The organism is Streptomyces sp. NPDC014861 (assembly GCF_043081625.1).
Classification (GTDB): domain Bacteria; phylum Actinomycetota; class Actinomycetes; order Streptomycetales; family Streptomycetaceae; genus Streptomyces.
In genome coordinates, this window is record NZ_JBIBWV010000004.1 from 380106 (window position 1) to 406170 (window position 26065).

General features: G+C 72.5%; 23 protein-coding genes. 11 read left to right on the forward strand and 12 right to left on the reverse strand.

The window, feature by feature from the left end; translation table 11 throughout:
• Nucleotides 1-110: 110 nt before the first annotated feature.
• From ACF1BN_RS11230 to coxB, 3 genes are read right to left on the reverse strand one after another with little or no spacing between them, the layout of a single operon-like run.
• The gene (locus ACF1BN_RS11230; protein WP_360600271.1) at nt 111-509 is read right to left on the reverse strand and encodes a cytochrome c oxidase subunit 4; all 399 of its coding nucleotides are present in this window, start codon (nt 507-509) and stop codon (nt 111-113) included.
• Entirely contained in the window at nt 506-2239 is a 1734-nt protein-coding gene (ctaD, locus tag ACF1BN_RS11235) for a cytochrome c oxidase subunit I (protein WP_360313651.1), read from the reverse strand. The genes ACF1BN_RS11230 and ctaD overlap by 4 nt, the downstream gene beginning before the upstream one ends.
• On the reverse strand, nt 2236-3201 hold the full coding sequence (gene coxB, locus ACF1BN_RS11240; RefSeq protein ID WP_392331317.1) for a cytochrome c oxidase subunit II: 966 nt from the start codon (nt 3199-3201) through the stop codon (nt 2236-2238). Before coxB ends, ctaD begins: the two co-directional genes overlap by 4 nt.
• 527 nt (nt 3202-3728) lie before the next feature.
• Here coxB and ACF1BN_RS11245 point away from each other — a divergent pair.
• Nucleotides 3729-5114 (forward strand): cysteine desulfurase/sulfurtransferase TusA family protein, encoded by a 1386-nt coding sequence (locus tag ACF1BN_RS11245; protein WP_392331318.1) that lies wholly within the window; start codon nt 3729-3731, stop codon nt 5112-5114.
• Nucleotides 5115-5325: 211 nt separating this feature from the next.
• Here ACF1BN_RS11245 and ACF1BN_RS11250 read toward each other — a convergent pair whose 3' ends face one another.
• Complete coding sequence (locus ACF1BN_RS11250) at nt 5326-6300, reverse strand: carbohydrate kinase family protein (protein ID WP_392331319.1); 975 nt, start codon at nt 6298-6300, stop codon at nt 5326-5328.
• A gap of 130 nt (nt 6301-6430) precedes the next feature.
• On the opposite strand from ACF1BN_RS11250, the gene ACF1BN_RS11255 reads away from it, so the two are divergent.
• A complete protein-coding gene (locus tag ACF1BN_RS11255) occupies nt 6431-6637 on the forward strand; it encodes a hypothetical protein (RefSeq protein ID WP_392331320.1) in 207 nt (68 codons plus the stop codon).
• Between the two features lie 66 nt (nt 6638-6703).
• Nucleotides 6704-8170 carry a hypothetical protein gene (locus tag ACF1BN_RS11260; protein ID WP_392331321.1) on the forward strand — a complete coding sequence of 489 codons (1467 nt, stop codon included), beginning with the start codon at nt 6704-6706 and terminating at the stop codon, nt 8168-8170.
• 125 nt (nt 8171-8295) lie between these two features.
• Here ACF1BN_RS11260 and ACF1BN_RS11265 read toward each other — a convergent pair whose 3' ends face one another.
• On the reverse strand, nt 8296-8652 hold the full coding sequence (locus tag ACF1BN_RS11265; protein WP_030758092.1) for an iron-sulfur cluster assembly accessory protein: 357 nt from the start codon (nt 8650-8652) through the stop codon (nt 8296-8298).
• 239 nt (nt 8653-8891) lie between these two features.
• On the opposite strand from ACF1BN_RS11265, the gene nadA reads away from it, so the two are divergent.
• A complete protein-coding gene (gene nadA / locus ACF1BN_RS11270) occupies nt 8892-10082 on the forward strand; it encodes a quinolinate synthase NadA (protein ID WP_392331322.1) in 1191 nt (396 codons plus the stop codon).
• Nucleotides 10083-10248: 166 nt separating this feature from the next.
• Here the strand turns inward: nadA and ACF1BN_RS11275 are convergent, their stop codons facing one another.
• From ACF1BN_RS11275 to ACF1BN_RS11295, 5 genes are all read right to left on the reverse strand, one after another.
• The gene (locus ACF1BN_RS11275; protein ID WP_392331323.1) at nt 10249-13359 is read right to left on the reverse strand and encodes an efflux RND transporter permease subunit; all 3111 of its coding nucleotides are present in this window, start codon (nt 13357-13359) and stop codon (nt 10249-10251) included.
• Nucleotides 13360-13515: 156 nt separating this feature from the next.
• Complete coding sequence (locus ACF1BN_RS11280) at nt 13516-14205, reverse strand: response regulator (protein ID WP_392331324.1); 690 nt, start codon at nt 14203-14205, stop codon at nt 13516-13518.
• The gene (locus tag ACF1BN_RS11285; protein WP_392331325.1) at nt 14202-15449 is read right to left on the reverse strand and encodes a sensor histidine kinase; all 1248 of its coding nucleotides are present in this window, start codon (nt 15447-15449) and stop codon (nt 14202-14204) included. Before ACF1BN_RS11285 ends, ACF1BN_RS11280 begins: the two co-directional genes overlap by 4 nt.
• A 209-nt stretch (nt 15450-15658) precedes the next feature.
• Nucleotides 15659-15937: a hypothetical protein gene (locus tag ACF1BN_RS11290; RefSeq protein WP_387274190.1), complete on the reverse strand. Its 279-nt coding sequence runs from the start codon at nt 15935-15937 to the stop codon at nt 15659-15661.
• A gap of 14 nt (nt 15938-15951) precedes the next feature.
• Complete coding sequence (locus tag ACF1BN_RS11295; RefSeq protein ID WP_376603025.1) at nt 15952-16749, reverse strand: PspA/IM30 family protein; 798 nt, start codon at nt 16747-16749, stop codon at nt 15952-15954.
• Between the two features lie 328 nt (nt 16750-17077).
• Here ACF1BN_RS11295 and ACF1BN_RS11300 point away from each other — a divergent pair, with 328 nt between their 5' ends.
• The 3 genes from ACF1BN_RS11300 (at nt 17078) to ACF1BN_RS11310 (ending at nt 19781) form a co-directional block, all read left to right on the forward strand.
• Nucleotides 17078-17680, forward strand: coding sequence for a DUF3043 domain-containing protein (locus ACF1BN_RS11300; RefSeq protein ID WP_376603026.1), 603 nt, complete (start codon nt 17078-17080; stop codon nt 17678-17680).
• Between the two features lie 65 nt (nt 17681-17745).
• Entirely contained in the window at nt 17746-18522 is a 777-nt protein-coding gene (locus tag ACF1BN_RS11305) for a class I SAM-dependent methyltransferase (protein WP_392331462.1), read from the forward strand.
• Nucleotides 18523-18695: 173 nt separating this feature from the next.
• Nucleotides 18696-19781 (forward strand): S1C family serine protease, encoded by a 1086-nt coding sequence (locus tag ACF1BN_RS11310; protein ID WP_392331326.1) that lies wholly within the window; start codon nt 18696-18698, stop codon nt 19779-19781.
• 247 nt (nt 19782-20028) lie between these two features.
• Here the strand turns inward: ACF1BN_RS11310 and ACF1BN_RS11315 are convergent, their stop codons facing one another.
• Nucleotides 20029-20238: a hypothetical protein gene (locus ACF1BN_RS11315; RefSeq protein ID WP_376605614.1), complete on the reverse strand. Its 210-nt coding sequence runs from the start codon at nt 20236-20238 to the stop codon at nt 20029-20031.
• A 93-nt stretch (nt 20239-20331) separates the two neighbouring features.
• On the opposite strand from ACF1BN_RS11315, the gene ACF1BN_RS11320 reads away from it, so the two are divergent.
• The 4 genes from ACF1BN_RS11320 to ACF1BN_RS11335 all read left to right on the forward strand — a co-directional run bounded on the left by ACF1BN_RS11320 (nt 20332) and on the right by ACF1BN_RS11335 (nt 25272).
• A complete protein-coding gene (locus ACF1BN_RS11320; RefSeq protein WP_392331327.1) occupies nt 20332-21534 on the forward strand; it encodes a bifunctional adenosylcobinamide kinase/adenosylcobinamide-phosphate guanylyltransferase in 1203 nt (400 codons plus the stop codon).
• A gap of 81 nt (nt 21535-21615) precedes the next feature.
• Nucleotides 21616-22695 (forward strand): nicotinate-nucleotide--dimethylbenzimidazole phosphoribosyltransferase, encoded by a 1080-nt coding sequence (locus ACF1BN_RS11325; protein ID WP_392331463.1) that lies wholly within the window; start codon nt 21616-21618, stop codon nt 22693-22695.
• Between the two features lie 109 nt (nt 22696-22804).
• Nucleotides 22805-24565: a phosphatidylglycerol lysyltransferase domain-containing protein gene (locus tag ACF1BN_RS11330; RefSeq protein WP_392331328.1), complete on the forward strand. Its 1761-nt coding sequence runs from the start codon at nt 22805-22807 to the stop codon at nt 24563-24565.
• On the forward strand, nt 24562-25272 hold the full coding sequence (locus ACF1BN_RS11335) for a hypothetical protein (RefSeq protein WP_392331329.1): 711 nt from the start codon (nt 24562-24564) through the stop codon (nt 25270-25272). The genes ACF1BN_RS11330 and ACF1BN_RS11335 overlap by 4 nt, the downstream gene beginning before the upstream one ends.
• Here the strand turns inward: ACF1BN_RS11335 and ACF1BN_RS11340 are convergent.
• Entirely contained in the window at nt 25212-25979 is a 768-nt protein-coding gene (locus ACF1BN_RS11340; RefSeq protein WP_392331330.1) for a hypothetical protein, read from the reverse strand. The genes ACF1BN_RS11335 and ACF1BN_RS11340 overlap by 61 nt on opposite strands.
• Between the last annotated feature and the right edge of the window lie 86 nt (nt 25980-26065).

Consider the following 26065-nt stretch of genomic DNA (forward strand, 5'->3'; position numbering starts at 1 on the left):
TTCACGCTAAGGACACTTCCGCGCGCAGGCGCGCCGGGCGGTGCAAACGAGGGGCCCGGCCGCTTCGCGTACGAAGTGACCGGGCCCCTCGGGGGTGTTGCGGGGTACTGCTACTGGTTCTGGTTCTCACCGCGGTAGAACTCGAACACCCAGCCCCAGATGCCGACGAGGATCAGCGGGGCGGAGAAGTACATGATCCACCAGCCCATCGCGATCGAGAGGAACGCGAGCGCTCCACCGAGGGCCAGCGACAGCGGCTGCCAGCTGTGGGGGGCGAAGAAGCCCACCTCGCCGGCCTCGTCCGCGACGTCGGCCTCCTTGTCGTCCTGGGCCATCGCGTCGACACGCTTGGCCGTGAAGGCCAGGTAGTAGCCGATCATGATGGAGAGGCCGAAGGCCAGGAAGAGCGCCGTCGTGCCGACCGGCTCCTTGCTCCAGACGCCGTACAGGACCGCCATGGCAAGGATGAAGACGCTCAGCCAGATGAACATCTTGCCCTGGATCTTCACTTGCCGGCCTCCTTGCTGCCCGTGAGGGCCGCGGCCTCGTGCGGCTTGTTCTCCAGCTGGTCGACAGCCGCGATCTCAGGGTGGTGCAGGTCGAACGCGGGCGATTCCGAACGGATCCGCGGCAGCGTGAGGAAGTTGTGCCGCGGCGGCGGGCAGGACGTCGCCCACTCGAGCGAACGGCCGTAGCCCCACGGGTCGTCGACCTCGACCTTCTTGCCGTACTTGGCGGTCTTCCACACGTTGTAGAAGAACGGCAGCATCGACAGGCCGAGCAGGAACGACGAGATCGTCGAGATCGTGTTCAGCGCGGTGAAGCCGTCGGCGTCCAGGTAGTCCGCGTAACGACGCGGCATGCCCTCGGCGCCCAGCCAGTGCTGCACCAGGAAGGTGCCGTGGAAGCCGATGAACAGCGTCCAGAAGGTCATCTTGCCCAGGCGCTCGTCCAGCATCTTGCCGGTGAACTTCGGCCACCAGAAGTGGAAGCCGGCGAACATCGCGAAGACGACGGTGCCGAAGACGACGTAGTGGAAGTGCGCCACCACGAAGTACGAGTCCGAGACGTGGAAGTCCATCGGCGGCGAGGCCAGGATGACGCCGGTCAGACCACCGAAGGTGAAGGTGATCAGGAAGCCGATCGTCCAGAGCATCGGTGTCTCGAAGGACAGCGAGCCCTTCCACATCGTGCCGATCCAGTTGAAGAACTTCACGCCGGTCGGTACGGCGATGAGGAACGTCATGAAGGAGAAGAACGGCAGGAGCACGCCGCCGGTGACGTACATGTGGTGGGCCCACACGGTCACGGACAGACCGGCGATCGCGATGGTCGCGGCCACCAGACCGATGTAGCCGAACATCGGCTTACGGCTGAAGACCGGGATGACCTCGGAGACGATGCCGAAGAACGGCAGGGCGATGATGTACACCTCTGGGTGTCCGAAGAACCAGAAGAGGTGCTGCCAGAGCAGGGCTCCGCCGTTCGCCGCGTCGAAGACGTGGGCACCGAACTTGCGGTCCGCCTCCAGCGCGAAGAGCGCCGCCGCGAGGACCGGGAAGGCGAGCAGGACCAGGACACCGGTCAGCAGCACGTTCCAGGTGAAGATCGGCATGCGGAACATCGTCATGCCCGGAGCGCGCATGCAGATGATCGTGGTGATGAAGTTGACCGAGCCGAGGATCGTGCCGAAGCCGGAGAAGGCCAGACCCATGATCCACATGTCGGCGCCGACGCCCGGCGAGCGGACCGCGTCCGACAGCGGGGAGTAGGCGAACCAGCCGAAGTCGGCCGCACCCTGGGGGGTGAGGAAGCCGGCCACCGCCATGATCGAGCCGAAGAGGTACAGCCAGTAGGCGAACATGTTCAGCCGCGGGAACGCCACGTCGGGCGCGCCGATCTGCAGCGGCATGATCCAGTTCGCGAAACCGGCGAACAGCGGCGTCGCGAACATCAGCAGCATGATCGTGCCGTGCATCGTGAACGCCTGGTTGAACTGCTCGTTCGACATGATCTGCGTGCCCGGACGGGCCAGCTCGGCGCGCATGAAGAGCGCCATCAGGCCGCCGATGATGAAGAACACGAACGAGGTGACCAGGTACATCGTACCGATGGTCTTGTGGTCGGTGGTGGTCAGCCACTTCACCACCACATTGCCGGGCTGCTTGCGGCGGACGGGCAGCTCGTTCTCGTACGAGTCCTCAGCCGCGGCACCCTTGGTTTCGTTGGGGATGCTCACAGTTGGTTCTTCTCCGCGTTCCTGGCCGGGTCCGTCTGCTCGATGCCGGACGGGATGTAGCCGGTCTGGCCCTTCTCGGCCAGCTCCTTCAGGTGCGCCTGGTAGCGCTCCGGGGAGACGACCTTGACATTGAAGAGCATCCGGGAGTGGTCGACACCGCACAGCTCGGCGCACTTGCCGAGGAAGGTTCCCTCCTGGGTCGGGGTCACCTCGAAGACGTTGGTGTGGCCCGGGATGACGTCCTGCTTGAAGAGGAACGGCACCACCCAGAAGGAGTGGATGACGTCACGCGAGGTGAGGACGAAGCGGACCTTCTCGCCCTTCGGCAGCCACAGGGTCGGGCCCGGGTTGCCGGTCTGCGGGTTGCGGTCGCCGGGGATGCCGGCGGCGTAGACGCCGCCCGCGTTCTCCGGGAACTGCTTGATGAACTTGTCCGGAATGGACGCGAGGTTCTTGTCCGTCTTCGCGTCGCCCTCGACACCGGGCACGTCCTCGATGTAGTTGAAGGCCCAGCTCCACTGGTAGCCGACCACGTTGATCGTGTGGGCCGGCTTGTCCGAGAGGGCAAGGAGCTTCGACTCGTCGCGCGCGGTGAAGTAGAAGAGCACCGAGACGATGATGAGGGGGGTGACCGTGTACAGCGCCTCGATGGGCATGTTGTAGCGGGTCTGCGGAGGTACCTCGACCTTGGTCCGGCTGCGCCGGTGGAAGATGACCGACCACAGGATGAGGCCCCACACCAGGATGCCGGTGAGGAGCGCGGCGGCCCACGAGCCCTGCCACAGGGAGAGGATCCGAGGCGCCTCTTCCGTGACGGGGGTGGGCATGCCAAGGCGGGGGAAGTCTTCCCAGTTGTACGAGCAGCCGGTGGCTGTCGCCAGGATCAGGCCCGCAGTCAGCACCTGCGGCAGCTTCCGCCGCATCGGGCGCCGCGACGAGCGGTCGGAGCCGTTGGGACTCACGTAGCGCCTTCCCGAGAGTCTCGGCCCGCGTTGGTCGGCCACGGCCGTCCGTCTCGCTGGTCGGTCGCCGCCCCGGCCGCGGGCAGGGGTTTGGATGTTTATGCGGACCAAACCCTACTGGACGCTATTTGGGGTCGCGCGGGGAGGGTGCCCAACGCGCCGTCCGAGTCCCCGAAGGGGTGGACCCGAACGTTCCGCCGAACGACCGGAAGCACCCGTTCGGGGGTCTGGGGACGGGTGGGGGCGGCGTTCTGACACGGACTCACCCCCGGCGACCGGGGGCCTCCCCTGCCGTCTCGCGATGCCGGCGGGGGCATGGTCGGGAGCCGGTGGGCCGGCCACGGACGGACCGCGGAACGGCGGAGGCGCGCGTCGGCGGCCGCGGGCCGGTGGGCCGGGGGCCGTCGGGGCTCGGACGGTGGGCGGGGGTCGCGTGGCCGGGCGCCCTCGGGGCTCGGGCGGTGGGCGGGAGGCGGTGTCCGTGGCTGGGCGGAGGGGGGCCCGGGCGCAGGCTCTACGGTGGGCGGATGCCGTACTTCGACGCCGCGTCCGCCGCTCCGCTCCACCCCGTCGCCCGTCAGGCGCTGCTCGCCGCCCTCGACGAGGGGTGGGCCGACCCTGCCCGGCTCTACCGGGAGGGGCGGCGGGCCCGGCTGCTGCTCGACGCGGCGCGCGAGGCCGCGGCGGAGGCGGTGGGCTGTCGCCCCGACGAACTCGTCTTCACCCCTTCGGGGACACGCGCCGTCCACTCGGGCGTGTCGGGCGCGCTCGCCGGCCGCCGGCGGGTCGGCGGACGGCTCGTGGTCTCGGCCGTCGAGCACTCCTCGGTGCTGCACGCGGGCGAGGCGCACGCGGCGGCCGGCGGGACGGTGACGGAGGTTCCGGTCGGCCGGAACGGCGCGGTGGACCCGGCGGCCTTCGCCGCGGAGCTCGGTGAGGGGGTCGCGCTCGCCTGCCTCCAGTCGGCCAACCACGAGGTGGGCACGGAGCAGCCGGTGACCGAGGTCGCGGAGGCGTGCCGGGCGGCCGGGGTGCCGCTGCTGGTGGACGCGGCCCAGTCGCTGGGCTGGGGGCCGGTGCCGGAGGGCTGGTCGCTGCTGGCGGCGAGCGCGCACAAGTGGGGCGGCCCCGCGGGCGTGGGACTGCTCGCGGTGCGCAAGGGGGTGCGGTTCGCACCGCAAGGCCCGTCCGACGAGCGGGAGTCGGGCCGCGCGCCCGGCTTCGAGAACCTGCCCGCGATCGTCGCGGCGGCGGCCTCGCTGCGGGCGGTGCGGGCCGAGGCGGCGGCGGAGGGCGCCCGGCTGCGGGCCCTCGTCGACCGGATCAGGGCGCGGGTGCCGGAGCTGGTGCCGGACGTGGAGGTGGTGGGCGACCCGGTGCGGCGCCTCCCCCACCTCGTCACCTTCTCCTGTCTGTACGTCGACGGGGAGACGCTGCTGTCCGAGCTGGACCGGGAGGGTTTCTCCGTTTCGTCCGGTTCGTCGTGCACCAGCTCGACGCTGACGCCCAGCCATGTGCTGCGCGCGATGGGGGTGCTGAGCGAGGGGAACGTCCGGGTCTCCCTCCCGGGCGGCACCTCGGAGGAGGACGTGGACCGCTTCCTGGCGGTGCTGCCGGGGGTCGTCGCGACGGTACGGGAGCGGCTGGGCGTGCCGTCGTCCGGCGCCGCGGTGCCGGACGACGGCGGGGAGCTGGTGGTGGACGCGCGGGGGAAGCGGTGCCCGATCCCCGTCATCGAGCTGGCGAAGGTGATCGGGTCGGTGCGGGTGGGCGGGACGGTGACGGTGCTCTCGGACGACGAGGCGGCACGGCTGGACATCCCCGCGTGGTGCGAGATGCGGGGGCAGCGGTACGAGGGCGTGTCACCCGCGCCGGCCGGCGGCCACGCCTACGTGGTCCGCCGCGTGTCGTAGCCGGCCGCGCGCCGGGGCCGCGCCGCCGCTCCGTCGCGGGCACGCGTGGCCGGGGCGGAACGTACGCCCGCACAGAGGTGCGACGGGTGGCGCCGCCCTGTGAGGCCGGTGCCCGCACGGAGGCGGGACAGGGGGCGCCGCCCTGTGAGGCGGGTGCCCGCACGGAGGTGCGAAGGGGGCGCCGCCCTGTGGGCCGCGCCCCGCGCGCCGGTCAGCCGAGGTGGGCGTGGACCTCGGTGGCGGCTTCGTGGCCGTAGGCCTTGGTGAAGCGGTCCATGAAGTTGGCGCGGCGCAGCGTGTACTCCTGCGTGCCGAGCGTCTCGATGACCAGCGTCGCCAGCATGCAGCCGACCTGCGCCGCCCGCTCCAGGCCGACGCCCCACTGGAGGCCCGTGAGGAAGCCCGCGCGGAAGGCGTCGCCGACTCCGGTGGGGTCGACCTTGGCCTCCTCCTCCGGGCAGCCGACCTCGATCGCGGGCTCGCCCGCGCGCTCGATGCGGACGCCGCGCGAGCCGAGCGTGGTGACGCGGTGGCCGACGCGGGACAGGATCTCCTCGTCGGTCCAGCCGGTCTTCGACTCGATGAGGCCCTTCTCGTACTCGTTGGAGAAGAGGTAGGTGGCGCCGTCGAGGAGGACGCGGATCTCCTCGCCGTCCATGCGGGCGATCTGCTGCGAGAAGTCGGCCGCGAAGGGGATCTCGCGGGTCTTGCACTCCTCGGTGTGGCGCAGCATCGCCTCGGGGTCGTCGGCGCCGATGAGGACGAGGTCGAGCCCGCCGACGCGGTCGGCGACGGCCTTGAGCTCGATGAGGCGGGCCTCGCTCATGGCGCCGGTGTAGAAGGAGCCGATCTGGTTGTGGTCCTTGTCCGTGGTGCAGACGAAGCGCGCGGTGTGCAGGACCTCGGAGATGCGGACGGAGCCGGTGTCGACGCCGTGGCGGTCGAGCCAGGCGCGGTACTCGTCGAAGTCGTAGCCGGCCGCGCCGACCAGGATCGGGTTGCCGCCGAGCTGGCCCATGCCGAAGCAGATGTTGGGTCCGACACCGCCGCGGCGGACGTCGAGGTTGTCCACGAGGAAGGAGAGGGACACCGTGTGGAGCTGGTCGGCCACCAGCTGGTCGGCGAACCGGCCGGGGAAGGTCATGAGGTGGTCGGTGGCGATGGAGCCGGTGACTGCGATACGCACGGCTGGGCGCTCCTGCGGGTGAAGGGTGATGACGATCCACGCTACCCGGTGCCGGGCGCGCTGCCGAACAGTGGAAACTACCCCAGAGTAGGGCTTTTCTCCGGAGGCGGGTGGTGCATACGGTGCGCCCATGACCCTGTACCCCGCTCCTCGCGAGCGACACGAGTCCGAACTGAGCCTCGCGGAGCTGCGTGGGGCCAGTGCCCGGATGGTCCCGCACTGGGTGACGCCGGCCGATCCGGCGCCCGCACCGGTCCCGCCCTCCTCGATCCACGGGGTGGTCGTCCCGGACGCCTCGGCCCGGCTGATCGCGGCCACCGCCGAGTACGGCGGCTGACGGACGGAACCGTCCGCGCCCCCGCTCCGTCCCACCCGTGTCCGATCGACACGAGGGAGCGTTGCGGTGACCGGTACGGAGAGCGGACGCGGACGGCGGACCGCGCTCGTCGCCACGGTGGCGGCGGGTGTGGTGCTGGCCGGTGGCGGCGGGTTGTATCTGACCGCCTCGGGTGACGAGGGGGCGGACACCGCGTCGCGGGCCGCGGGAGCGCCCGCACCGCCGCCCCTGCGGCTCGGGGGCGGGAGCGGCGGTACGGGCCCGGGCGCGGGGATCGCGCCGGGCGAACCGGACCCGGGCGGCGGCCCGAGCGGGACGGTCTACAGAGCCGAGGGCCCACTCCCCCAGGGGCCCTCGTCGGCCGCGGTCCACCGGCCGGAGGGCCTGGTCACCTCGGAAGAGGTGACCAGGCTGGCCGCGGTTCTCGGGGTCGAGGGGCGGCCGGCGCTGGTCGGGGGCGTGTGGACGATCCGCCCCGAGAAGGACGGTCGGGGGCCGCGCCTCGACGTGTCCCGCGAGGCGCCGGGGAGCTGGACGTACTCCTGGCACGACGGCGGTCCGGTCGGCGACACCTGTCTCAAGGGCAAGGCGTGCCCGCCGCCGGGCGAGGCGAAGCCCCCGGCCAAGGGCACCCCGGTGAGCGAGGCCGCGGCGCGGGCGGCCGCCGCGCCGGTGCTGAAGGTGCTGGGGCAGGACGACGCCAAGGTGTCGGCGACGCAGGTCATGAACGGTTCGGTGCGGGTGGTGAACGCCGAGCCGGTGGTCGGCGGGCTGCCCACCTACGGCTGGTCGACGGGGCTGCACATCGGCCCGGACGGCCGGCCGGTCGCGGGGAGCGGGACGCTGAAGGAGCCGGCGGAGGCCGGGACGTACCCGGTGGTGTCGGCTCAGCGGGCGCTGGCGAAGCTGAACGAGGAGTCGAAGGGCACCGGTCCGATCGGGATCGGCGGCTGCGCGACCGCCCCGCCGGCCGGGGAGCCCCAGGCGCCCGGCGAGCCGGGGAAGGACGCGCCCTGCCAGACGGTCGTGGACATGGCCCCGCCGCGCGAGGTGCCGGTGACGGGTGCGGTGCTCGGTCTGGCGGCGACGGACACGCCGGACGGGCGGGCGCTCGTGCCGGCGTGGCTGTTCACCGCCGAACCGGCGGACTCGGCGCCGTACACGGTGACCTCGACGGCGGTGGCGCCGGAGTACGTGGTGCCGCCGGCGACGCCGTCCCCGGTGCCCACGCCGAGCGTGGAGGAGCCCGCCGAGGGCACGGAGCCGGTGCGGCGGATCGAGTCGTTCACGGTGCGGCCCGACGGGCGGACGCTGGCGCTGACCTTCTGGGGCGGGGTGTGCAGCACCTACACGGCGCACGCCGCCGAGGACGCGCGCCAGGTGCGGGTGCGGATCGACGAGAAGCCGGCCGATCCGGACCGGGTCTGCATCCTGGTGGCCAAGGAGGTCACCGTGGAGGTGGCGCTGAAGGCCCCGCTGGGCGACCGGCCGGTGGTGGACGCGGTGAGCGACGAGGCCCTGCCGCGCCGGTAGGGCGCGCGGGCTCGTGAACGAGAAGGGCGATGGCCCGGGAGGTCGGTCTCCCGGGCCATCGCCCTCGGCCGTCGCTCGCGCGACGGCCCCGGCCGCTTCTCCCGGATCTCGCCGGGAGGAACGGCCTAGCTGAACGAGTCGCCGCAGGCGCAGGAGCCGGTGGCGTTCGGGTTGTCGATCGTGAAGCCCTGCTTCTCGATGGTGTCGACGAAGTCGATGGAGGCGCCGCCCAGGTACGGGGCGCTCATGCGGTCGGTGACGACCTTGACACCGTCGAAGTCCTTGACGACGTCGCCGTCGAGCGAGCGCTCGTCGAAGAACAGCTGGTAGCGCAGGCCGGAGCAGCCGCCGGGCTGGACGGCGACGCGCAGGGCCAGGTCGTCGCGGCCTTCCTGGTCGAGCAGAGCCTTGACCTTGGCCGCGGCGGCGTCGCTCAGAAGGATGCCGTCGGTGACGGTGCTGGTCTCGTCCGATACGGACATCTACATCTCTCCCGGGTTGGTACGGAGACTGCTTGCCGACGGTTGGAACCGGCGGTGCCCCGGATTCATTCCGGGTCGAGTGGGATTTCCCTCGGGATCTCCCCCCTTCATGCTCGCACACCCGGCCCCCGGACGCGGAGGGCGAATTCGTCACATCGACACTATGGCCATCGTCAGGATGACGTGAAGAGGTTATGATAGATAGCGTCATTTAGACGAAAAGGTTCCCCGAAGAAAGGGTGCGTGACGTGACCACCGCCCAGACCCCCCTGGACGTCCAGCCGACGCCGCTCGCCCTCCTGCTGCTCGGCCGCGAGGCCGACCCCAAGAGCGAGCGCGGCGTGGAGTGTCCCGGCGATCTGCCGTCTCCCTCCGACCCCGACCTGGTGGAGCGTGCCCGAGCGGCCAAGGAGAAGCTCGGGGACAAGGTCTTCGTCCTCGGCCACCACTACCAGCGCGACGAGGTCATCCAGTTCGCCGACGTCACCGGTGACTCCTTCAAGCTCGCGCGTGACGCCGCCGCCAAGCCGGAGGCCGAGTACATCGTCTTCTGCGGTGTGCACTTCATGGCCGAGTCGGCCGACATCCTCACCGGTGACGACCAGAAGGTCGTGCTGCCGGACCTGGCGGCCGGCTGCTCGATGGCCGACATGGCCACCGCCGAGCAGGTCGCCGAGTGCTGGGACGTGCTGACCGAGGCGGGGATCGCGGACATCACCGTGCCCGTCTCGTACATGAACTCCTCGGCCGACATCAAGGCCTTCACCGGCAAGCACGGGGGCACGATCTGCACCTCGTCCAACGCGAAGAAGGCCCTGGACTGGGCCTTCGAGCAGGGTGAGAAGGTCCTCTTCCTGCCGGACCAGCACCTGGGCCGCAACACCGCCGTCCGCGACATGGGCATGTCCCTGGACGACTGCGTGGTCTACAACCCGCACAAGCCGAACGGCGGCCTCACCGCCGAGCAGCTGCGGGCCGCCAGGATGATCCTGTGGCGCGGCCACTGCTCGGTGCACGGCCGCTTCTCGCTGGAGTCGGTCCAGGACGTCCGCGCCCGCATCCCCGGCGTGAACGTGCTGGTCCACCCCGAGTGCAAGCACGAGGTCGTCGCCGCCGCGGACCACGTGGGCTCGACCGAGTACATCATCAACATGCTGGAGGCGGCCCCGACCGGCTCCAAGTGGGCCATCGGCACGGAGCTGAACCTGGTCCGGCGACTGGCGAACCGCTACGCCGACCAGGGCAAGGAGATCGTCTTCCTCGACAAGACGGTCTGCTTCTGCTCGACCATGAACCGGATCGACCTGCCCCACCTGGTGTGGACGCTGGAGTCGCTGGCCGAGGGGAACCTCGTCAACCGGATCGAGGTCGACAAGGAGACGGAGGCGTTCGCGAAGCTGGCGCTGGAGCGGATGCTGGCTCTGCCGTAACGGTTCTCCGGCCCGCACGCCGAGCCGGTCCGTACGCCGAGCCAGCCCGCACGCCGAGCCGCCGCGTACGCCGGATCGGTCCGTACGCCGGATCGGTCCGTACGCCGGATCGGTCCGTACGCCGAAGGGGCGCCCCCACCACCGTGGGGGCGCCCCTTCGTCCGTCCTAGGCCTTCACCTGCTCCTTCGGCTGCGCCGGCAGCTGGGCGGCCCCCGCCCTCTTCGCCGCCTTCTTCTTCGCCCGGCGCTCCTTGCGGAGCTCGACCATCGCGTAGAGCGTCGGGACGAGGAGAAGGGTCAGCAGGGTCGAGGTGATAAGGCCGCCGATCACGACCACGGCGAGCGGCTGGGCGATGAAGCCGCCCTCGCCGGTGATGCCGAGGGCCATCGGGAGCAGGGCGAACACGGTCGCCAGCGCGGTCATCAGGATCGGGCGGAGCCGGTGCCGGCCGCCCTCGATCACCGCCTCGACGACGCCGTACCCCTGGGCCCGGTACTGGTTGATCAGGTCGATCAGCACGATCGCGTTGGTCACGACGATGCCGATGAGCATCAGCATGCCGATCATCGCCGGAACGCCCATCGCGGTGCCGGTCGCGACCAGCAGGCCGATGGCGCCGGTGGCGGCGAACGGGATGGAGACCAGCAGGATCAGCGGCTGGACCAGCGACCGGAAGGTCGCGACGAGCAGCATGAAGACGATCGCGACGGCCGCGAGCATCGCCAGACCGAGGTTGACGAACGCCTCGTTCTGGTCCTCGGAGACACCGCCGATGGAGGCGGAGGCGCCCTCGGGCAGGTCGAGCTTGTCGATCTTCGCCTGGAGCGCGGTGCCCACGGCGCCGGTGTTGTCCGTGGTCGGCTTGGCCGTGATGGTCGCCGCGCGGGCGCCGTCGATCCGGGTCATGGAGACCGGACCGGGGACGAGCTCCACGGTGGCGATGTCACCGAGCTTCACCGGGCCGAGCGGCAGCGCCTTCAGCTCGGCGAGGGTGGTGGCCGGGGCGGCCGAGGTGACGAGGACGTCCCGCTCGGCGTCGTCGAGGGTCGCCTTGCCGGCCGGGGTGCCGCGGACGGCCTGGGCGACGACCATGCCCAGGGTGGTGGCGTCGAAGCCGGCGTCGGCCGCCTTCGCGTTGGCCTTCACGGAGATCCGCGGGACCGACTGGGAGAGGTCGCTCTGGACGTCGGTGACGTCCTTCAGCTCCGCGACCGCCTTCCGGACCTGGTCGGACGCCTTCTGGAGCAGCTCCCGGTCGCCGGCCTTCACGACGACGCTCAGGTCCTGGCTCGCGAAGCCGTCGCCGGCCGCGATCGAGGTGTCGCCGATGCCGTCGAGCTTCCCGAGACCCGCCTCGATGGCGTCCCGGGTCTTCTCGTACGAGGCGGACTCCTCCAGCGTGACCTGGAAGGACGCCTGGTTGGCGCCGGTGCCGCCGCCGAAGGCCGCCATGAAGCCGGAGGAGCCGACGGTGACCTGGTACTCCTTGACGCCCTCGGTGTCCGCGAGGACCTTCTCGATCTTCTTCGCGGCCTCGTCGGAGGCGTCCAGGCCGGTGCCGGGCTCCAGCTTCTGCTTGACCGTCAGGACCGGCTGGTCGCCCTGGTCGAAGAAGTTGGTCTTCATCAGCGGCGCCATGGCGAAGGTGCCGACCAGGACGACGAGGGCGATGGCCACGCTGGTGACGCGGCGGCGGGTGGCGAACCGCAGCACCGGTACGTACGCGCGCTGGAGGCGGCTCTTCGCCTCCTTCTCCTCGGCGAGCCTGCGGGCCTCGTCCGGGTCCTCCGAGGTGCCCTTGGGGGCGCGCAGGAACCAGTAGGAGAGCACCGGGACGACCGTCAGCGACACCAGCAGCGAGGCCAGCAGGGCGGCCGTGACGGTGAGGCTGAAGGAGCCGAACAGCTCGCCGACCATGCCGCCGACCAGGCCGATCGGCAGGAAGACGGCGACGGTGGTCAGGGTGGAGGAGGTGACCGCGCCGGCCACCTCCTTGACGGCGGTGACGATCGCGGACTGGCGGTCCTCGCCGTAGCCGAGGTGGCGCTTGATGTTCTCCAGGACCACGATCGAGTCGTCGACGACCCGGCCGATGGCGATGGTGAGCGCGCCCAGCGTCAGCACGTTGAGGGAGAGGTCGCGGGTCCACAGCACGATCAGGGCCAGGACGACCGAGAGCGGAATGGAGACCGCGGTGACCAGGGTCGAGCGGATCGAGGCGAGGAAGACCAGGATCACCAGGACGGCCATGACGAGGCCGAGGGCGCCCTCGGTGGTGAGGCCGGAGATCGACTTGGCGACGGCCGGGCCCTGGTCGGAGACGACGGTCAGCTCGGCGCCCGCGCCCAGCTGCTCGCGCAGCCCGGGGAGCTTCTCCTCGACGGCCTCGGAGATGGCGACGGCGCTGCCGTCCTTGTCCATGGTGGCCATGACGGCGAGGCTGGGCTTGCCGTTGGTGCGGGTCAGGGAGACCCGGGCGGACTCCTCCTGCGTGACGTCGGCGACGTCGTCCAGCCGGACGGCCTTGCCCTGGGCGGGCTTGATCCGCAGGTCCTGGATCTGCTGGAGCGAGGTGTAGCCGCCGCCGACCTGGACGGTGCGGCTCTTGCCCGCCTCGGAGAAGGAGCCGGCGGGCAGGGTGGCGCCGCCGGCCTGGAGGGCCTGGGCGAGGTTCATCGAGGTCAGGCCGGCCGCGGCGAGCTTGCGCTCGTCGGGGGTGACGGAGACCTGGAGGTCCTGGACGCCGTCGATGCTGACCTGGCCGACGCCGTCGATGTCCTCCAGGGCGGGGACGACGGTCCGCTCCAGCTGGTCGGCGAGAGCCTGCTGGTCCTTGTCGGAGGTGGCGGCGAGGACGACGGTCGGGATGTCGTCGGTCGAGCCGGCCACGACCTGCGGGTCGACCGTCTCGGGCAGCACGGCCCGGGCGCGGTTGACGGCCTGCTGGACGTCGGCGACGAGCTGCTTGGTGGACTCGTCCCCGTAGTCGAAGGAGGCCATGATGACGGCGCTGCCCTCGGAGGCGGTGGACGTGATGCCCTTGATGCCGTCGACGGCCTTGAGGTTGTTCTCCAGCGGCTCGACGACCTGCTTCTCGACCACATCGGGAGAGGCGCCCTGGTAGGGGGCGATGACCGAGACCATCGGGAGCTCGATCGAGGGGAACAGCTGCTGCTTCAGCTGGGGTATCGCGATCAGTCCGAAGACGATGGCGATGATGGACATCAGCCCGATCAGGGCCCGTTGCGCGAGGCTGAATCTGGACAGCCAGGACATGGGGTCTCTCTTCTGTGGCGTACGCGTCGGCAGGCGGCGGGCAGCCAGGAGCGCCCACTGCGACAGGATCCGCCACCGGCGGGCCCCGTCGCGTCGCCCCCGGGGCGGGTCTGTCCCGGGGCGCGTACCGCGTCCGCAGTACGCCGGCGGGCGGGGTCACTCCCCCCTCGGGCGTACCAGTCCGGTCTCGTAGGCGGTGACCACCAGCTGGGCGCGGTCGCGGGCGCCGAGCTTGGCCATGGTGCGGTTGACGTGCGTCTTCACGGTGAGCGGGCTGACGTCGAGCCGTTCGGCGATCTCGTCGTTGGAGAGCCCGCCGCCGACCAGGACCAGGACCTCGCGCTCGCGCGCGGTGAGCGCGGCGAGCCGGCCGGCGTCCACCCGGGCACCGGCGCCGGCCGGCGGCACGGCGGCGCTCTGGGCGAGGAAGGTCGCGATCAGGCCCTTGGTGGCGGCCGGGGAGAGCAGCGCCTCGCCGGCGTGCGCGATCCGGATCGCGCCGAGCAGCTCGTCCGGTTCGGCGCCCTTGCCGAGGAAGCCGGAGGCGCCGGCGCGCAGCGACTCGACGACGTACTCGTCGATCTCGAAGGTGGTGAGCATGACGATCCGGACCCGGGCGAGCTCGGGGTCGGCGGTGATCATGCGGGTGGCGGCGAGGCCGTCGGTGCCGGGCATCCGGATGTCCATGAGGACGACGTCGGGCCGCTCGGCGCGGGCGAGGGCGGCGGCCTGGGCTCCGTCGGCGGCCTCGCCGACCACCTCCATGTCGGGCTCGGAGTCGACCAGCACGCGGAAGGCGCTGCGCAGCAGGGCCTGGTCGTCGGCGAGCAGTACCCGGATCGTCATCTGTCGTCCTCCCGCGCCTCCCGGACGGTCCCGAGGGGCAACGGCAGTATCGCCTGGACGCGGAAGCCGCCGCCGTAGCGGGGTGCGGCGGTGAGGCCGCCGCCGAGGGCGGTGACCCGCTCGCGCATGCCGAGCAGGCCGTGGCCGCCGGAGGGCTCCGGGGCCGGTCCGGTGGGCGGGGTGCCGTCGTCGAGGACGGTGATCTCGACGGTACGGCCCACGAGGACGACGCTCACCTCGGCGCTCGCGTCCGGTCCCGCGTGCTTGCGGACGTTGGTCAGGGCCTCCTGGACGATCCGGTACGCGGCGAGGTCGACGGCCGCCGGCAGCTGCCGTCCGCCGTCGGAACGGGCCAGCGAGACGGGCAGGCCGGCCTTGCGGAAGCTGTCGAGGAGCCCGTCGAGGACGGCGAGGCCGGGGGCGGGCTCGGTGGGGGCCTCGGGGTCGCCGGACTGGCGGAGCAGGCCGACCGTGGCGCGCAGCTCGTCGAGGGCGGAGCGGCTCGCCTCGCGGACGTGGGCGAGGGCCTCCTTGGCCTGGTCGGGGCGCTTGTCCATGACGTGGGAGGCGACGCCGGCCTGGACGTTGACGAGGGCGATGTGGTGGGCGACGACGTCGTGGAGGTCGCGGGCGATCCGGAGCCGTTCCTCCGCGACCCGGCGGCGGGCTTCCTCCTCGCGGGTCCGTTCGGCGCGTTCGGCGCGCTCCCGGATGGCGTCGACGAAGGCGCGGCGGCTGCGGACGGCGTCGCCGGCGGCGGCCGCCATGCCGGTCCAGGCGAAGACCCCGAGGTTCTCCTGGGCGTACCAGGGGGTGGGGCCGAAGGCCATGGCGGCGACGGCGAGCGCGGTCATGGTGGCGAGGCCGACCCGCCAGGTGGTGGGGCGGTCGGTGCGGGCGGCGACGGTGTAGAGGGCGACGACGGCGCTGACGGTGACGGGGGCGGGCCGGGTGTCGCCGAGCAGTTCGACGAGGGTGAGCCCGGCGGTGAAGGCGAGGACGGCGAAGGGCCGGCGGCGGCGGAGCACCAGGGCGACGGCGGCGGCGGTCATCATCGCGACGCCGAGCAGGGTGGGGGCGCGGTCGCCGAAGGTCGGACCGGTGGCGCTGCCGTGGGGGTCCGTGAAGGAGGCGGCGATCATCGCGAGGAGGACGCCGAGGGCCAGGACGGCGTCGAGGGCGAGGGGGTGCTCGCGGAAGCGTTCGCACAGCGATGCCGCGAGGCCTGGTCCGGTGCGGGTCACCCGGAAACGGTACGGGGTGGCGGCGCGGGCGCGGGAAGCGGTGCCGTCCCGCGGGGTGGGAGGGGTGCGGGGGCACCGTCCGGCGCGCCCACCGGTCCCGCGGGTGCGGGACCGGTGGGGCCGGCCGTGTCAGCCCCGCGGGAGCGGGACCGGCGGGGCCTGCGGTGTCAGCCCGCCCCGCGGGAGCGGGGCCGGTGGGCGTGGCCGTGTCAGCCCGGGATCAGGCCGTCGTCGGAGAGCATCCCGCTGACCTCCGCCAGGGAGGCGTCGGGCGACGGGAGGATGAGTTCCGAGGGTTCCAGGGCGTCGTCCGGGAGGGGGGTGCCCAGACGGCGGACGGCGTCGAGGAGGGCGCCCAGCGTGCGCCGGAAGCCTTCCTCGTCACCGGACTGCATCTCGTTCAGCAGCTCGTCGTCGAGCTTGTTCAGCTCGGCGAAGTGGCTGTCGGCCAGCTCCAGCTGGCCCTCCCCCATGATCCGTACGATCATGACGCCGTCCTTGCCTACTGCTTGTCGAAGCGCGGGTGGGACTGCTGCTGCTCCTGCTGCGGGGCGCCGGTCGCGCCGCCCTCGATGGCCTGCTGCTGCGCCGAGGGGCCCCCGGCCAGCTCCGCCTTCATCCGCTGGAGCTCCAGCTCGACGTCGGTGCCGCCGGAGAGGCGGTCCAGCTCGGCCTGGATGTCGTCCTTGGCGAGGCCCGACTGGTCGTCGAGCGCGCCGGAGGCGAGGAGCTCGTCGATGGCGCCGGCCCGGGCCTGGAGCTGGGCGGTCTTGTCCTCGGCCCGCTGGATGGCGAGGCCGACGTCGCTCATCTCCTCGGAGATGCCGGAGAAGGACTCGGCGATCCGGGTCTGGGCCTGGGCGGCCGTGTAGGTGGCCTTGATGGTCTCCTTCTTGGTGCGGAAGGCGTCGACCTTGGCCTGGAGGCGCTGCGCCGCGAGGGTCAGCTTCTCCTCCTCGCCCTGGAGGGTCTGGTGCTGCACCTCGAGGTCGCTGACCTGCTGCTGGAGCGCGGCCCTGCGGGACAGCGCCTCGCGGGCGAGGTCCTCGCGGCCGAGCGCCAGCGCCTTGCGGCCCTGGTCCTCCAGCTTGGAGGACTGGCCCTGCAGCTGGTTCAGCTGGAGTTCGAGCCGCTTGCGGGAGGTGGCGACGTCGGCGACGCCCCTGCGCACCTTCTGCAGCAGCTCCAGCTGCTTCTGGTAGGAGTAATCGAGGGTCTCGCGCGGGTCCTCGGCCCGGTCAAGGGCTTTGTTCGCCTTCGCGCGGAAGATCATCCCCATACGCTTCATGACACCGCTCATGGGCTTCGCGCGCCCCCTTCTGACGGACTTGGCACCAGCTCTTCGTCAGGATCCACAGTACGGTCCCTGCCTCCATTACCGCACTGTTCGGAGCCGGATGCGCTCCTCCCCAAGGACGACTTGGGTGCCCTCCCGTCTCCGGCGGGAGGAGTAGACGGATCTCCGGGAGACCCCTGGCGGCGGCCCTCCGCGTCTGCTCGGTTCCCCCCGGATCCGGTGCCGGATCCCGAGCGTCCTCGTGTGCGTACCGGTTACGACGCCGGCTGTGAGCGGATCGTTCCCTCCCGGACTGGGGTTCCATGCCCGCCACCCCGTACCCTTGGGTTTTGTGTTCCGTAGCCGTTCGAAGGATGAGAAGGCCCCCACCGAGAAGGTGACGGCGGACCTCTCCAAGCAGCCCCGCGACCCCGAGGCCCCCAAGGGCCGCCCGACCCCGAAGCGGAGTGAGGCCCAGACCCAGCGTCGTCGTGCGCAGTCCGTCCCGCTCGACCGCAAGGAGGCCGCCAAGCGCCAGCGAGAGGCGCGGCGTGCCGACCTGACGCGCCAGCGCGAGGCGCTGAACAGCGGTGACGAGCGTTATCTGCCGGCCCGTGACAAGGGTCCGGTGCGCCGTTTCGTGCGCGATTTCGTCGACTCGCGCTTCGCGATCGCCGAGTTCTTCCTGCCGATGGCCGTGGTCATCCTCGTGCTCTCGCTCTTCGGCAACGCGAACCGCGCGCTCCAGAACATCTCGCTGCTGCTCTGGCTCGGTGTGATCATCCTGATCATCCTGGACTCGATCGGCATCTGGATCCGTCTGAAGAAGCAGCTCAACGAGCGCTTCCCCGACACGCCGAAGCGCGGCGCGATCGCGTACGGCCTGATGCGCACGCTCCAGATGCGCCGCCTGCGGCTGCCGAAGCCGCAGGTCAAGCGCGGAGAGCGGCCCTGAGCGCGGACGGCTCGGTCTCCGGCGGCCACGCCTTCGGCGTGGACGCCACCGGGGCGGGCGGTCCGATGCTGCCCTCCGTCGCCCACTGGCCCGCCGGTCACGGCGGGCTCCGGGACACCATCCGGCAGGAGATCGTCGCCCGCCAGGTCGACGAGCAGATAACCGGCCGCTACCCGGTGGGGCAGCGGCTGAGGATCCTCGACGCGGGCATGGGCGCCGGTACGCAGGCGTTGCGACTGGCCCGGGCCGGGCACACCGTCACGGGCCTGGAGTCCGATCCCGAGCTGCTGAAGGCGGCCCGGGAGTCGCTGGCGACCGAGCCGGCCGGGATCCGGGAGCGGGTCCGGCTGATCGAGGGCGACGGGCGCGAGACCGGCGTCCACTTCCTGCCGGGCAGCTTCGACGTGGTCCTGTGCCACGGGGTGCTGATGTACGCCGACGAGCCGGACGCGCTGCTCGCGGGTCTGGCCCGGATGCTGGCCCCCGGCGGCCTGCTCTCCCTGGTGGTACGGAACGCGGACGCCCTCGCCATGCGGCCGGGGCTCGCCGGGGACTGGACGGGCGCGCTGGCGGGCTTCGACTCGGACGTCTACCAGGACGACGACGGCGTGAAGGTGCGGGCCGACCGGCTCGACTCCCTCATGGCGACGCTCGCCGGGATCGCGGCCCCGCTGCACGCCTGGTACGGGGTGCGGGTCTTCACCGACGGCGTCCCCCCGGAGGCGGGTCTGCCCGCGGCCGAGGAGCTGGAGCGGCTGCTGGCCGCGGAGGAGCGGGCCGGCCGGACCGATCCGTACCGGCGGGTGGCGGCACTGCTGCACCTGTGCGGAGTGCGGGGCTGAGCCCCGGAGCACGACACGCATGACACGGCCGGGGGCCGGTGCGCCGACGCGGCGCGCCGGCCCTCGCGCGTGTCGCCCTGGCCTGGCCCCTCCCCTGCCCCGTCCGGCGCGGGGTACGCCTGTTCGGGGGCGTCCACCGGGACGTCGAAGGGGACGGAACGGATACTCCGGACATGGATGTCTCCCGCGCCCGTGTCCGTACCCGCACCCGCCGACTCGCCCTTCCCCTCGCCGCGGCGGTCTGCGCCGCCGCGCTGACCGCCGGCTGCTCCGCGGACTCCGGGGCGTCCGCCGTGCCCGAGCGGACCACCGCGCAGGCGGCGGCGCCGCGCGCCGCCAACGAGCTGGAGGACGACTACCAGTCCGTCATCAAGGACGTGCTGCCGTCCGTGGTGCAGATCGACGCCTCGGAGAGCCTGGGCTCCGGGGTGGTCTACGACGACCGGGGGCACATCGTCACCAACGCGCACGTGGTCGGCGACGAGCGGGCCTTCCGGGTCACCGCCGCCACCGGCGGGCAGCCGGTCGAGGCGCGGCTCGTCGCCGCCTACCCCGAGCAGGACCTCGCGGTGATCCGGCTGGAGTCGGTCCCCGACGGGCTGAAGCCGGCCCGGTTCGGCGACTCGGCGGCGGTCGAGATGGGGAAGATCGTGCTGGCGATGGGGTCGCCGCTGGGCCTGTCGGGCAGCGTCACCCAGGGCATCGTCTCCGCGACCGGCCGCACGGTCAGCGAGGGCCTGACCGGCGGCGGCACCGGCGCCACCATCGGCAACATGGTGCAGACCTCGGCGGCGATCAACCCCGGCAACAGCGGGGGCGCGCTGGTCGACCTGGACGGGCAGGTCGTCGGCATCCCGACGCTCGCCGCCACCGACCCGGCGATGGGCGGCGGCTCCGCGCCCGGCATCGGCTTCGCGATCCCCGCCTCGATGGTGAAGACGGTCGCCGACCAGATCATCGAGGACGGCAAGGTCACCGATTCGGGCCGGGCCGCCCTCGACATCACCGGCCGGACCGTCCTGGACGACGCCTACGAGCCGGCCGGCGTGGCCGTGGTGGAGGCCGAGGAGGGCGGCGCGGCGGCGGACGCGGGGCTGCGGGCGGGCGACGTGATCACCCGGCTCGCCGACGACGACATCACGACGATCACCTCGCTCGCGGAGTCCCTGGCGGACCGCAGCCCGGGCGACGTCGTGTCCGTCACGTACGTCCGGGGCACGGAGACCCGCAAGGCGGAGGTCACCCTCGGCGAGATGTGACGGGGCACGGGAAGGAACCGGCCCGGGGAGACGTCGGGGCGGGGCACGGAAAGGACCGGGGAGACGTCTGGGCGGGGAGACCCCGGGGCGGGAAGACGCCGGGGCGGGGAGAGGGCTCGTACGGACAGGGGCCGGCTCGTACGGAAAGCAGCCGGCAGGGGGCCAGGCCCCTACGGGAAGAGGCGCGTACGGGAAGCAGCCGGTACGGGAAGGGGCGGGAGCCCGTGGGTCCCGCCCCTCCTCGCCGTCAGGCGCCCTCGGCGTCCAGCGGCATCGGGCCGTAGATCTTCGTGGTGTCCTCGGAGAGGGTCACCTGGTCCGCGCCGCCGGCGAGGAGGTCGCGCCAGTGCTCCCCGAGCCAGCTCTCGGCGTCGCCCTGGGTGCCGAACTCCTCCGGCGTCACCACCGGCGCGACCTCCGTGCCGTCGGTCTTCTCGAACCGCCACGTCCATGCCATGTCCGCCTCCTGGGGCTTTCACCGGATGATCGGTTTCCTGCCCGCAGAGTAGCCGGGCGCGCACCGCGCGCGGGGGCGCGGGAGGATCAGTGCGTGGAACTGACTCTGCTCGGCACCGGCTCCCCGCTCGGCCTGCCCCGCCCCGACTGCCCCTGCGCGGTGTGCGCGCGCTCCCGCGGCACGCGCGCGCGTGCCGCGACCGCGCTGCTCGTGGACGGCGCGCTGCTGCTCGACCTCACCCCGGGGGCGGCGCTCGCCGCGGCCCGCGCGGGGCGCTCGCTGGTGGGGGTGCGGCAGGTGCTGCTGACCCATCCGCACGACGGTCCGGCGGTGGAGGTGCCGGCCGGGCTGCCGACGGCCGGGCGGGTGCCCGACGGGCGGGAGCTGACGCTGATCAGCGGGCACCGGGTGCGGGCGGTCCCGATGGACTCCCCCGGCACCGGGTACGAGGTGGTGTCGGTGGAGGGCGAGCGGCTGCTGTACCTGCCGCCGGGCGGGGCGCCCGCCGGACTGCCGGAGAACCACCAGGAGCCGTACGACCTGGTGGCGGCGGACGTGACGGGCCGGCCGGACGCGCTGGCGCGGCTGCGGGCGACCGGCGCCGTGGGGCCGGCCACGGAGGTGATCGCCGTCCACCTGGACCACGACGCGCCGACCGGGGCCGAGCTGGACCGGCGGCTCGCGGCGGCCGGGGCGCGGGCGGTGCCGGACGGGACGGTGCTGTACCTGGGCGAGTACCACGAGCTGCCGGAGGTGCCGCGGCGGACGCTGGTGACCGGCGGGGCCAGGTCGGGGAAGTCGGTCGAGGCCGAGCGGCGCCTGGAGACCTTCCCCGAGGTGGTGTACGTGGCGACCGGCGGGACCCGGGAGGGCGACCCGGAGTGGGCGGAGCGGGTGGGGCTGCACCGGGATCGGCGGCCGGCCTCCTGGCGTACCGCCGAGACCACCGATCTGGTGCCGCTGCTGACCGCCGAGGGTCCGGCGCTGCTGATCGACTGCCTGTCGCTGTGGCTGACGGACGTGATGGACCGGGTGGGCGCCTGGGACGACGACGCCTGGGCCGACGGCGGGCGGGCGGCGCTGCGGGAGCGGACGTCGGAGCTGGTGGCGGCGGTGCGGACGACCCGCAGGACGGTGGTGGCGGTGACCAACGAGGTCGGTGCGGGCGTGGTGCCGGCGACGGCGGCGGGGCGGCGGTTCCGGGACGAGCTGGGGCGGCTGAACGCGGCCTTCGCCGAGGAGTGCGAGCAGGTCGTGCTGGTGGTCGCGGGTCAGCCCCTGGTGCTGCGCGGGTAGGGTGCTGATCTCGATGGGCCCGTGTGCCGAACCTCGCTGATGTCACAAGGCGGAACCCCGATGGACGACGACCTGCACCCCCTGAACCTCGACGACTTCTCCGATCTGATCGAGCGTCCCGACGGCGGGATCCGGCGTGACGCCGAGGAGCGCCGGGAGCGGTTCGCCGTCCGCCCGGGCGCGCTCGGCCGCCTCGACGAGCTGGGCGAGTGGCTGTCCGCCGCCCAGTCGGCCGTGCGGGTGCGGGCGATCGAGCAGCCGAAGGTGGTCGTCTTCGCCGGGGACCACGGCATCGCCTCGGCGGATGTGTCGGGTCGCGCGGCCGGCACCGCGCACGTCCTGGTCCGTGAGCTGCTCGACGGGGCGAGCCCGCTCGCCGTGCTGGCGCGGTCGATGGACGTGCCGGTTCGGGTGGTGGACGCGGGCCTGGACTGCGACCCGGAGCTGCTGCCGGAGGCGGTCACGCGGCACCGGGTGCGGCGCGGCAGCGGCCGGATCGACGTCGAGGACGCGCTCACGCCGGAGGAGGCCGAGGCCGCGGTGCGGCTCGGCATGGCCGTCGCCGACGAGGAGGCCGACTCGGGCACCGATCTGGTGGTGCTCGGCGATCTGAGCGTGGGCGGCACGACCCCGGCGTCGACGCTGATCGCGGCGCTGTGCGGGACGGACGCCTCGGTGGTGACCGGGCGCGGCGGCGCGGGGATCGACGACCTGGCGTGGATGCGCAAGTGCGCGGCGATCCGGGACTCGCTGCGGCGGGCGCGGCCGGTCCTGGGCGACCAGCTGGCGCTGCTCGGCGCGGTCGGCGGGGCCGACCTGGCGGCGGCGACCGGTTTCCTGCTCCAGGCGGCGGTGCGGCGGATGCCGGTGATCCTGGACGGCGTGGTGGGCGCGGCCTGTGCGCTGGTGGCGCAGCGGGCGGCGTTCCGGGCGCCGGACTGGTGGCTGGCGGGCCAGGTGTCCGGGGAGCCGGCGCAGGCGAAGGCGCTGGACCGGATGGCACTCAACCCCCTGCTGGATCAGGGCGTCCTGGTGGGTGAGGGAACCGGGGCACTGCTCGCGCTTCCCCTCGTCCGGGCCGCGGCGGCACTCGCCGCCGAGCTGCCCGAGCGTCCGGAGCCGACCACTCCGGACGAGGTCGCCCCGGCCGGGGCGGTCTGAGGGGACGGCGTACTCCGACGGTGAGGCCCGGAGGCGGCCGCCCGCGACGCGCGGGTGGCCGCCTCCGGCGTCGCCGCACGGGAAGCGATGCCCCATATGATCGCTTTTCATGGGAGAGGTCCGTTTGTCCGCCGAAGGAACGCCCCGGGGCACCGACCGCTCGCGGCGGAGTGCCGCGTTCGCCGTCTGGTACCTCCGCGTCGTCACGTTCATCAACTTCCTGAGTGCCGTCTGGGTCTCCTTCGGGCAGGACCTGCGGCGGCACAACGAGGACAACTACTTCACGCCGTACATGCTCACGGCGGGCTTCGCCTCCGGCGTCCTCACCCTCTTCCTGGCGATCACCATGCGCCGCCGCAAGCGCGCCGCCTGGATCCTCAACACCGCGCTGAGCGGCCTCTTCCTGCTGCTCTTCGCCCTGGTGATGTTCTTCCCCGAGGTCCGGCAGCACGCCCAGAACTGGATCTCGCTGGTCCTGACCGCCGCCTTCCTCGTCTCCCTGCTGCTGGGGCGCAAGGAGTTCTACGCGAAGGGCGACCGCTCCAACCCGCTGCTCGCCGCGGTGGTCGCGGTCGGCGGTCTGCTCGTCACCTCGCTGCTCGCCGCCCTGCTCGTCACCGCCACCAACACCGCCTCCGGGCACGCCACCTTCCTGGAGCGGTGGCGGTACGGCGTGATGCGGCTGATCACACTGGCCGCCGACGACTCGCGGTTCCCGACCATCGCCACCCCGGGCTGGGTCGACGTCGTCATCAACGTGATGTCCACCCTGCTGCTGTTCGCGGTGCTGTTCGCCGCCTTCCGCTCCCGGCGGGCGGTGGACCCGCTGACCGAGGGGGACGAGGAGCGGCTGCGGGCGCTGCTCGACAAGCACGGCGACCGGGACTCGCTCGGCTACTTCGCGCTGCGCCGCGAGAAGAGCGTGATCTGGTCGCCTAGCGAGAAGGCGGCCGTCGCCTACCGGGTGGTGGGCGGGGTCTCGCTCGCCTCCGGCGATCCGATCGGCGACCCCGAGGCGTGGCCGGGGGCGATCGAGCCGTGGCTGGCCGAGGCCCGCGAGCACGGCTGGATCCCGGCGGTGATGGGCGCGAGCGAGGAGGCCGGGGTGATCTACGCCAGGCACGGCCTGGACGCCCTGGAGCTGGGCGACGAGGCGATCGTGGAGACCGACGAGTTCACCCTGGACGGGCGGGCGATGCGGACGGTCCGACAGGCGTACAACCGGGTCGAGCGGGCCGGGTACGAGGTGCGGATCCGGCGGCACGAGGACATCCCGGCCGAGGAGATGGCGGAGCTGCTGCGGAAGGCGGACGACTGGCGGGACGGGGCCACCGAGCGCGGTTTCTCGATGGCGCTCGGCCGGCTCGGGGACCCGCGCGACGGGCGGTGCGTGATGCTGGAGTGCACCGACGGCACCGGCGAGCTGCGGGCGGTGCTCTCCTTCGTGCCCTGGGGGCCGAAGGGGCTGTCGCTGGACCTGATGCGGCGGGACCGCGAGTCCGAGAACGGGCTGATGGAGTTCATGGTGATCGCACTCCTCCAGCGCGCGAAGGAGATCGGGATCACTCAGGTCTCGCTGAACTTCGCGATGTTCCGGTCCGTCTTCGAACGCGGCTCGAAGCTCGGCGCCGGCCCGGTGCTGAGGATGTGGCGCTCGCTGCTCAGCTTCTTCTCCCGCTGGTGGCAGATCGAGTCGCTGTACCGCGCCAACGCCAAGTACCGACCGATCTGGGAGCCCCGCTTCATGCTCTTCGAGAAGAGCGCCGACCTGCCCCGCATCGGCATCGCCGCGGGCCGCGCCGAGGGCTTCCTGGAGGCCCCCGGGCTGCCGAAGTGGCTGCACCGCAAACACCTGGAGAGCGGGCGTTGAGCGGCGCGGTCCGCGGGTTCGCCCTCCGTGAGTGGGGGCCCCTCCTCGGCACCGTACGGCGGGGGCTGACGGCCCGCCGGTGGGCGGCGGTCCCGCTGACGCTGACCGCGGTCTGCCTCACCGCGCTCTTCCAGTTCGTCCAGAACCAGGAGTGGGGGTACGGGCCGGTGCAGGCGATCGGCGCGGTGCGGGCCGAGGACCCGCTCTGGCTCGCCCTGCTGCGTACCCCGCTCTCGCTCTTCGTCCCCGCGCTCGACCTGCCCGTCTGGGGCGCGCTCGCCCAGGTGCTGCTGGTCTTCGGGATCGCGGAGCTCTGCCTGGGCCGGTGGCGGACGCTCGGGATCGCCTACCTGGCGACCCTGTGCGGCACGCTGTACGCGCGCGTGGGCATCGCCCTCGGTCCCGGCACCCCGCTCGGCCTGCCGGCCTCCGACGCGCACGTGGTGGACACCGGTCCGTCGGCCGCGGTGGTGGGCCTCGCCGTCTTCGTCTGCTGGCGCCGGCGGGCGTACTGGACGGGGGGAGCGGTCGTGCTCGCGATGGTGATCGAGGTGGTCGTCAAGCCGAACCTCGCGGGCAAGGAGCACCTGGCCGCCATCGCCGGCGTCCTGCTGCTGGTGGCGTTCCTGAAGTGGCGGGAGCGGGGTCAGGACGGGGTGGAGCCGCGGCCGGGGACGCGCTCCTGGAAGCCGCCGATCAGGTCCTGAACCTTCCGCCGCACCCGGGTCCAGCGCTTGTCGTGCCGGTAGGCGCGGACGGTTCCGCGGGCCCGGGCGCGGTGGCGGCGCCGGTAGAAGTGCCGCCACCACCAGGAGCCGGGGCGGGCCAGCCGGACGGCGCCGATGATCGCCAGGAAGGGCACGAAGACGCCGAGCAGCGCCATCCGCAGCTTGCCCTTGACCAGGGTGACCAGGATGAGGAGGAAGTTCAGGGCCAGGGTCAGGATGAAGCTCAGGCGGTCCTGACGCTCCTCCGCGGTGACGTCGTCGACGCCGAGCGGGGAGAAGCCGCTGAGCGGCAGCAGCATGAGGGCGGCGGTGAGGACGACGACCTCGACGCTCTGCCGCCCCTCCTCGGACCAGTACACGTCGTCCAGATGGAGGATGAGCGCGAACTCGTCCAGGACGAGGCCGGCGCCGATCCCGAAGACCACCGCGAAGGCCGCCGCGCCGAAGCCGTGCCGGCCGCTGGCGACCGCGCCGAAGCCGCCGAGCACGGTGAGGACCACGCCGGGCACCACGTGGTGGATGTGCAGGCCGCCGGAGGAGGAGACGTTCCGGAACGGCCCCTTGCCGGCGCGGATGAGCCGGGTGACGGTGCGGGTGATCAGGAAGGTGAGGACGAAGGAGGTCAGCGCGAGGAGCATCGGGAGCTTCCCCGGCTCCAGGATGTTGCGGGAGAACCAGTGACCCATGCCACCCCGTTCCGCTATGACCGATACGCACCCATACGCATCGCCTTGCGCAATCTACCGTCCGCGACCGGCGATTACCCTGCCCG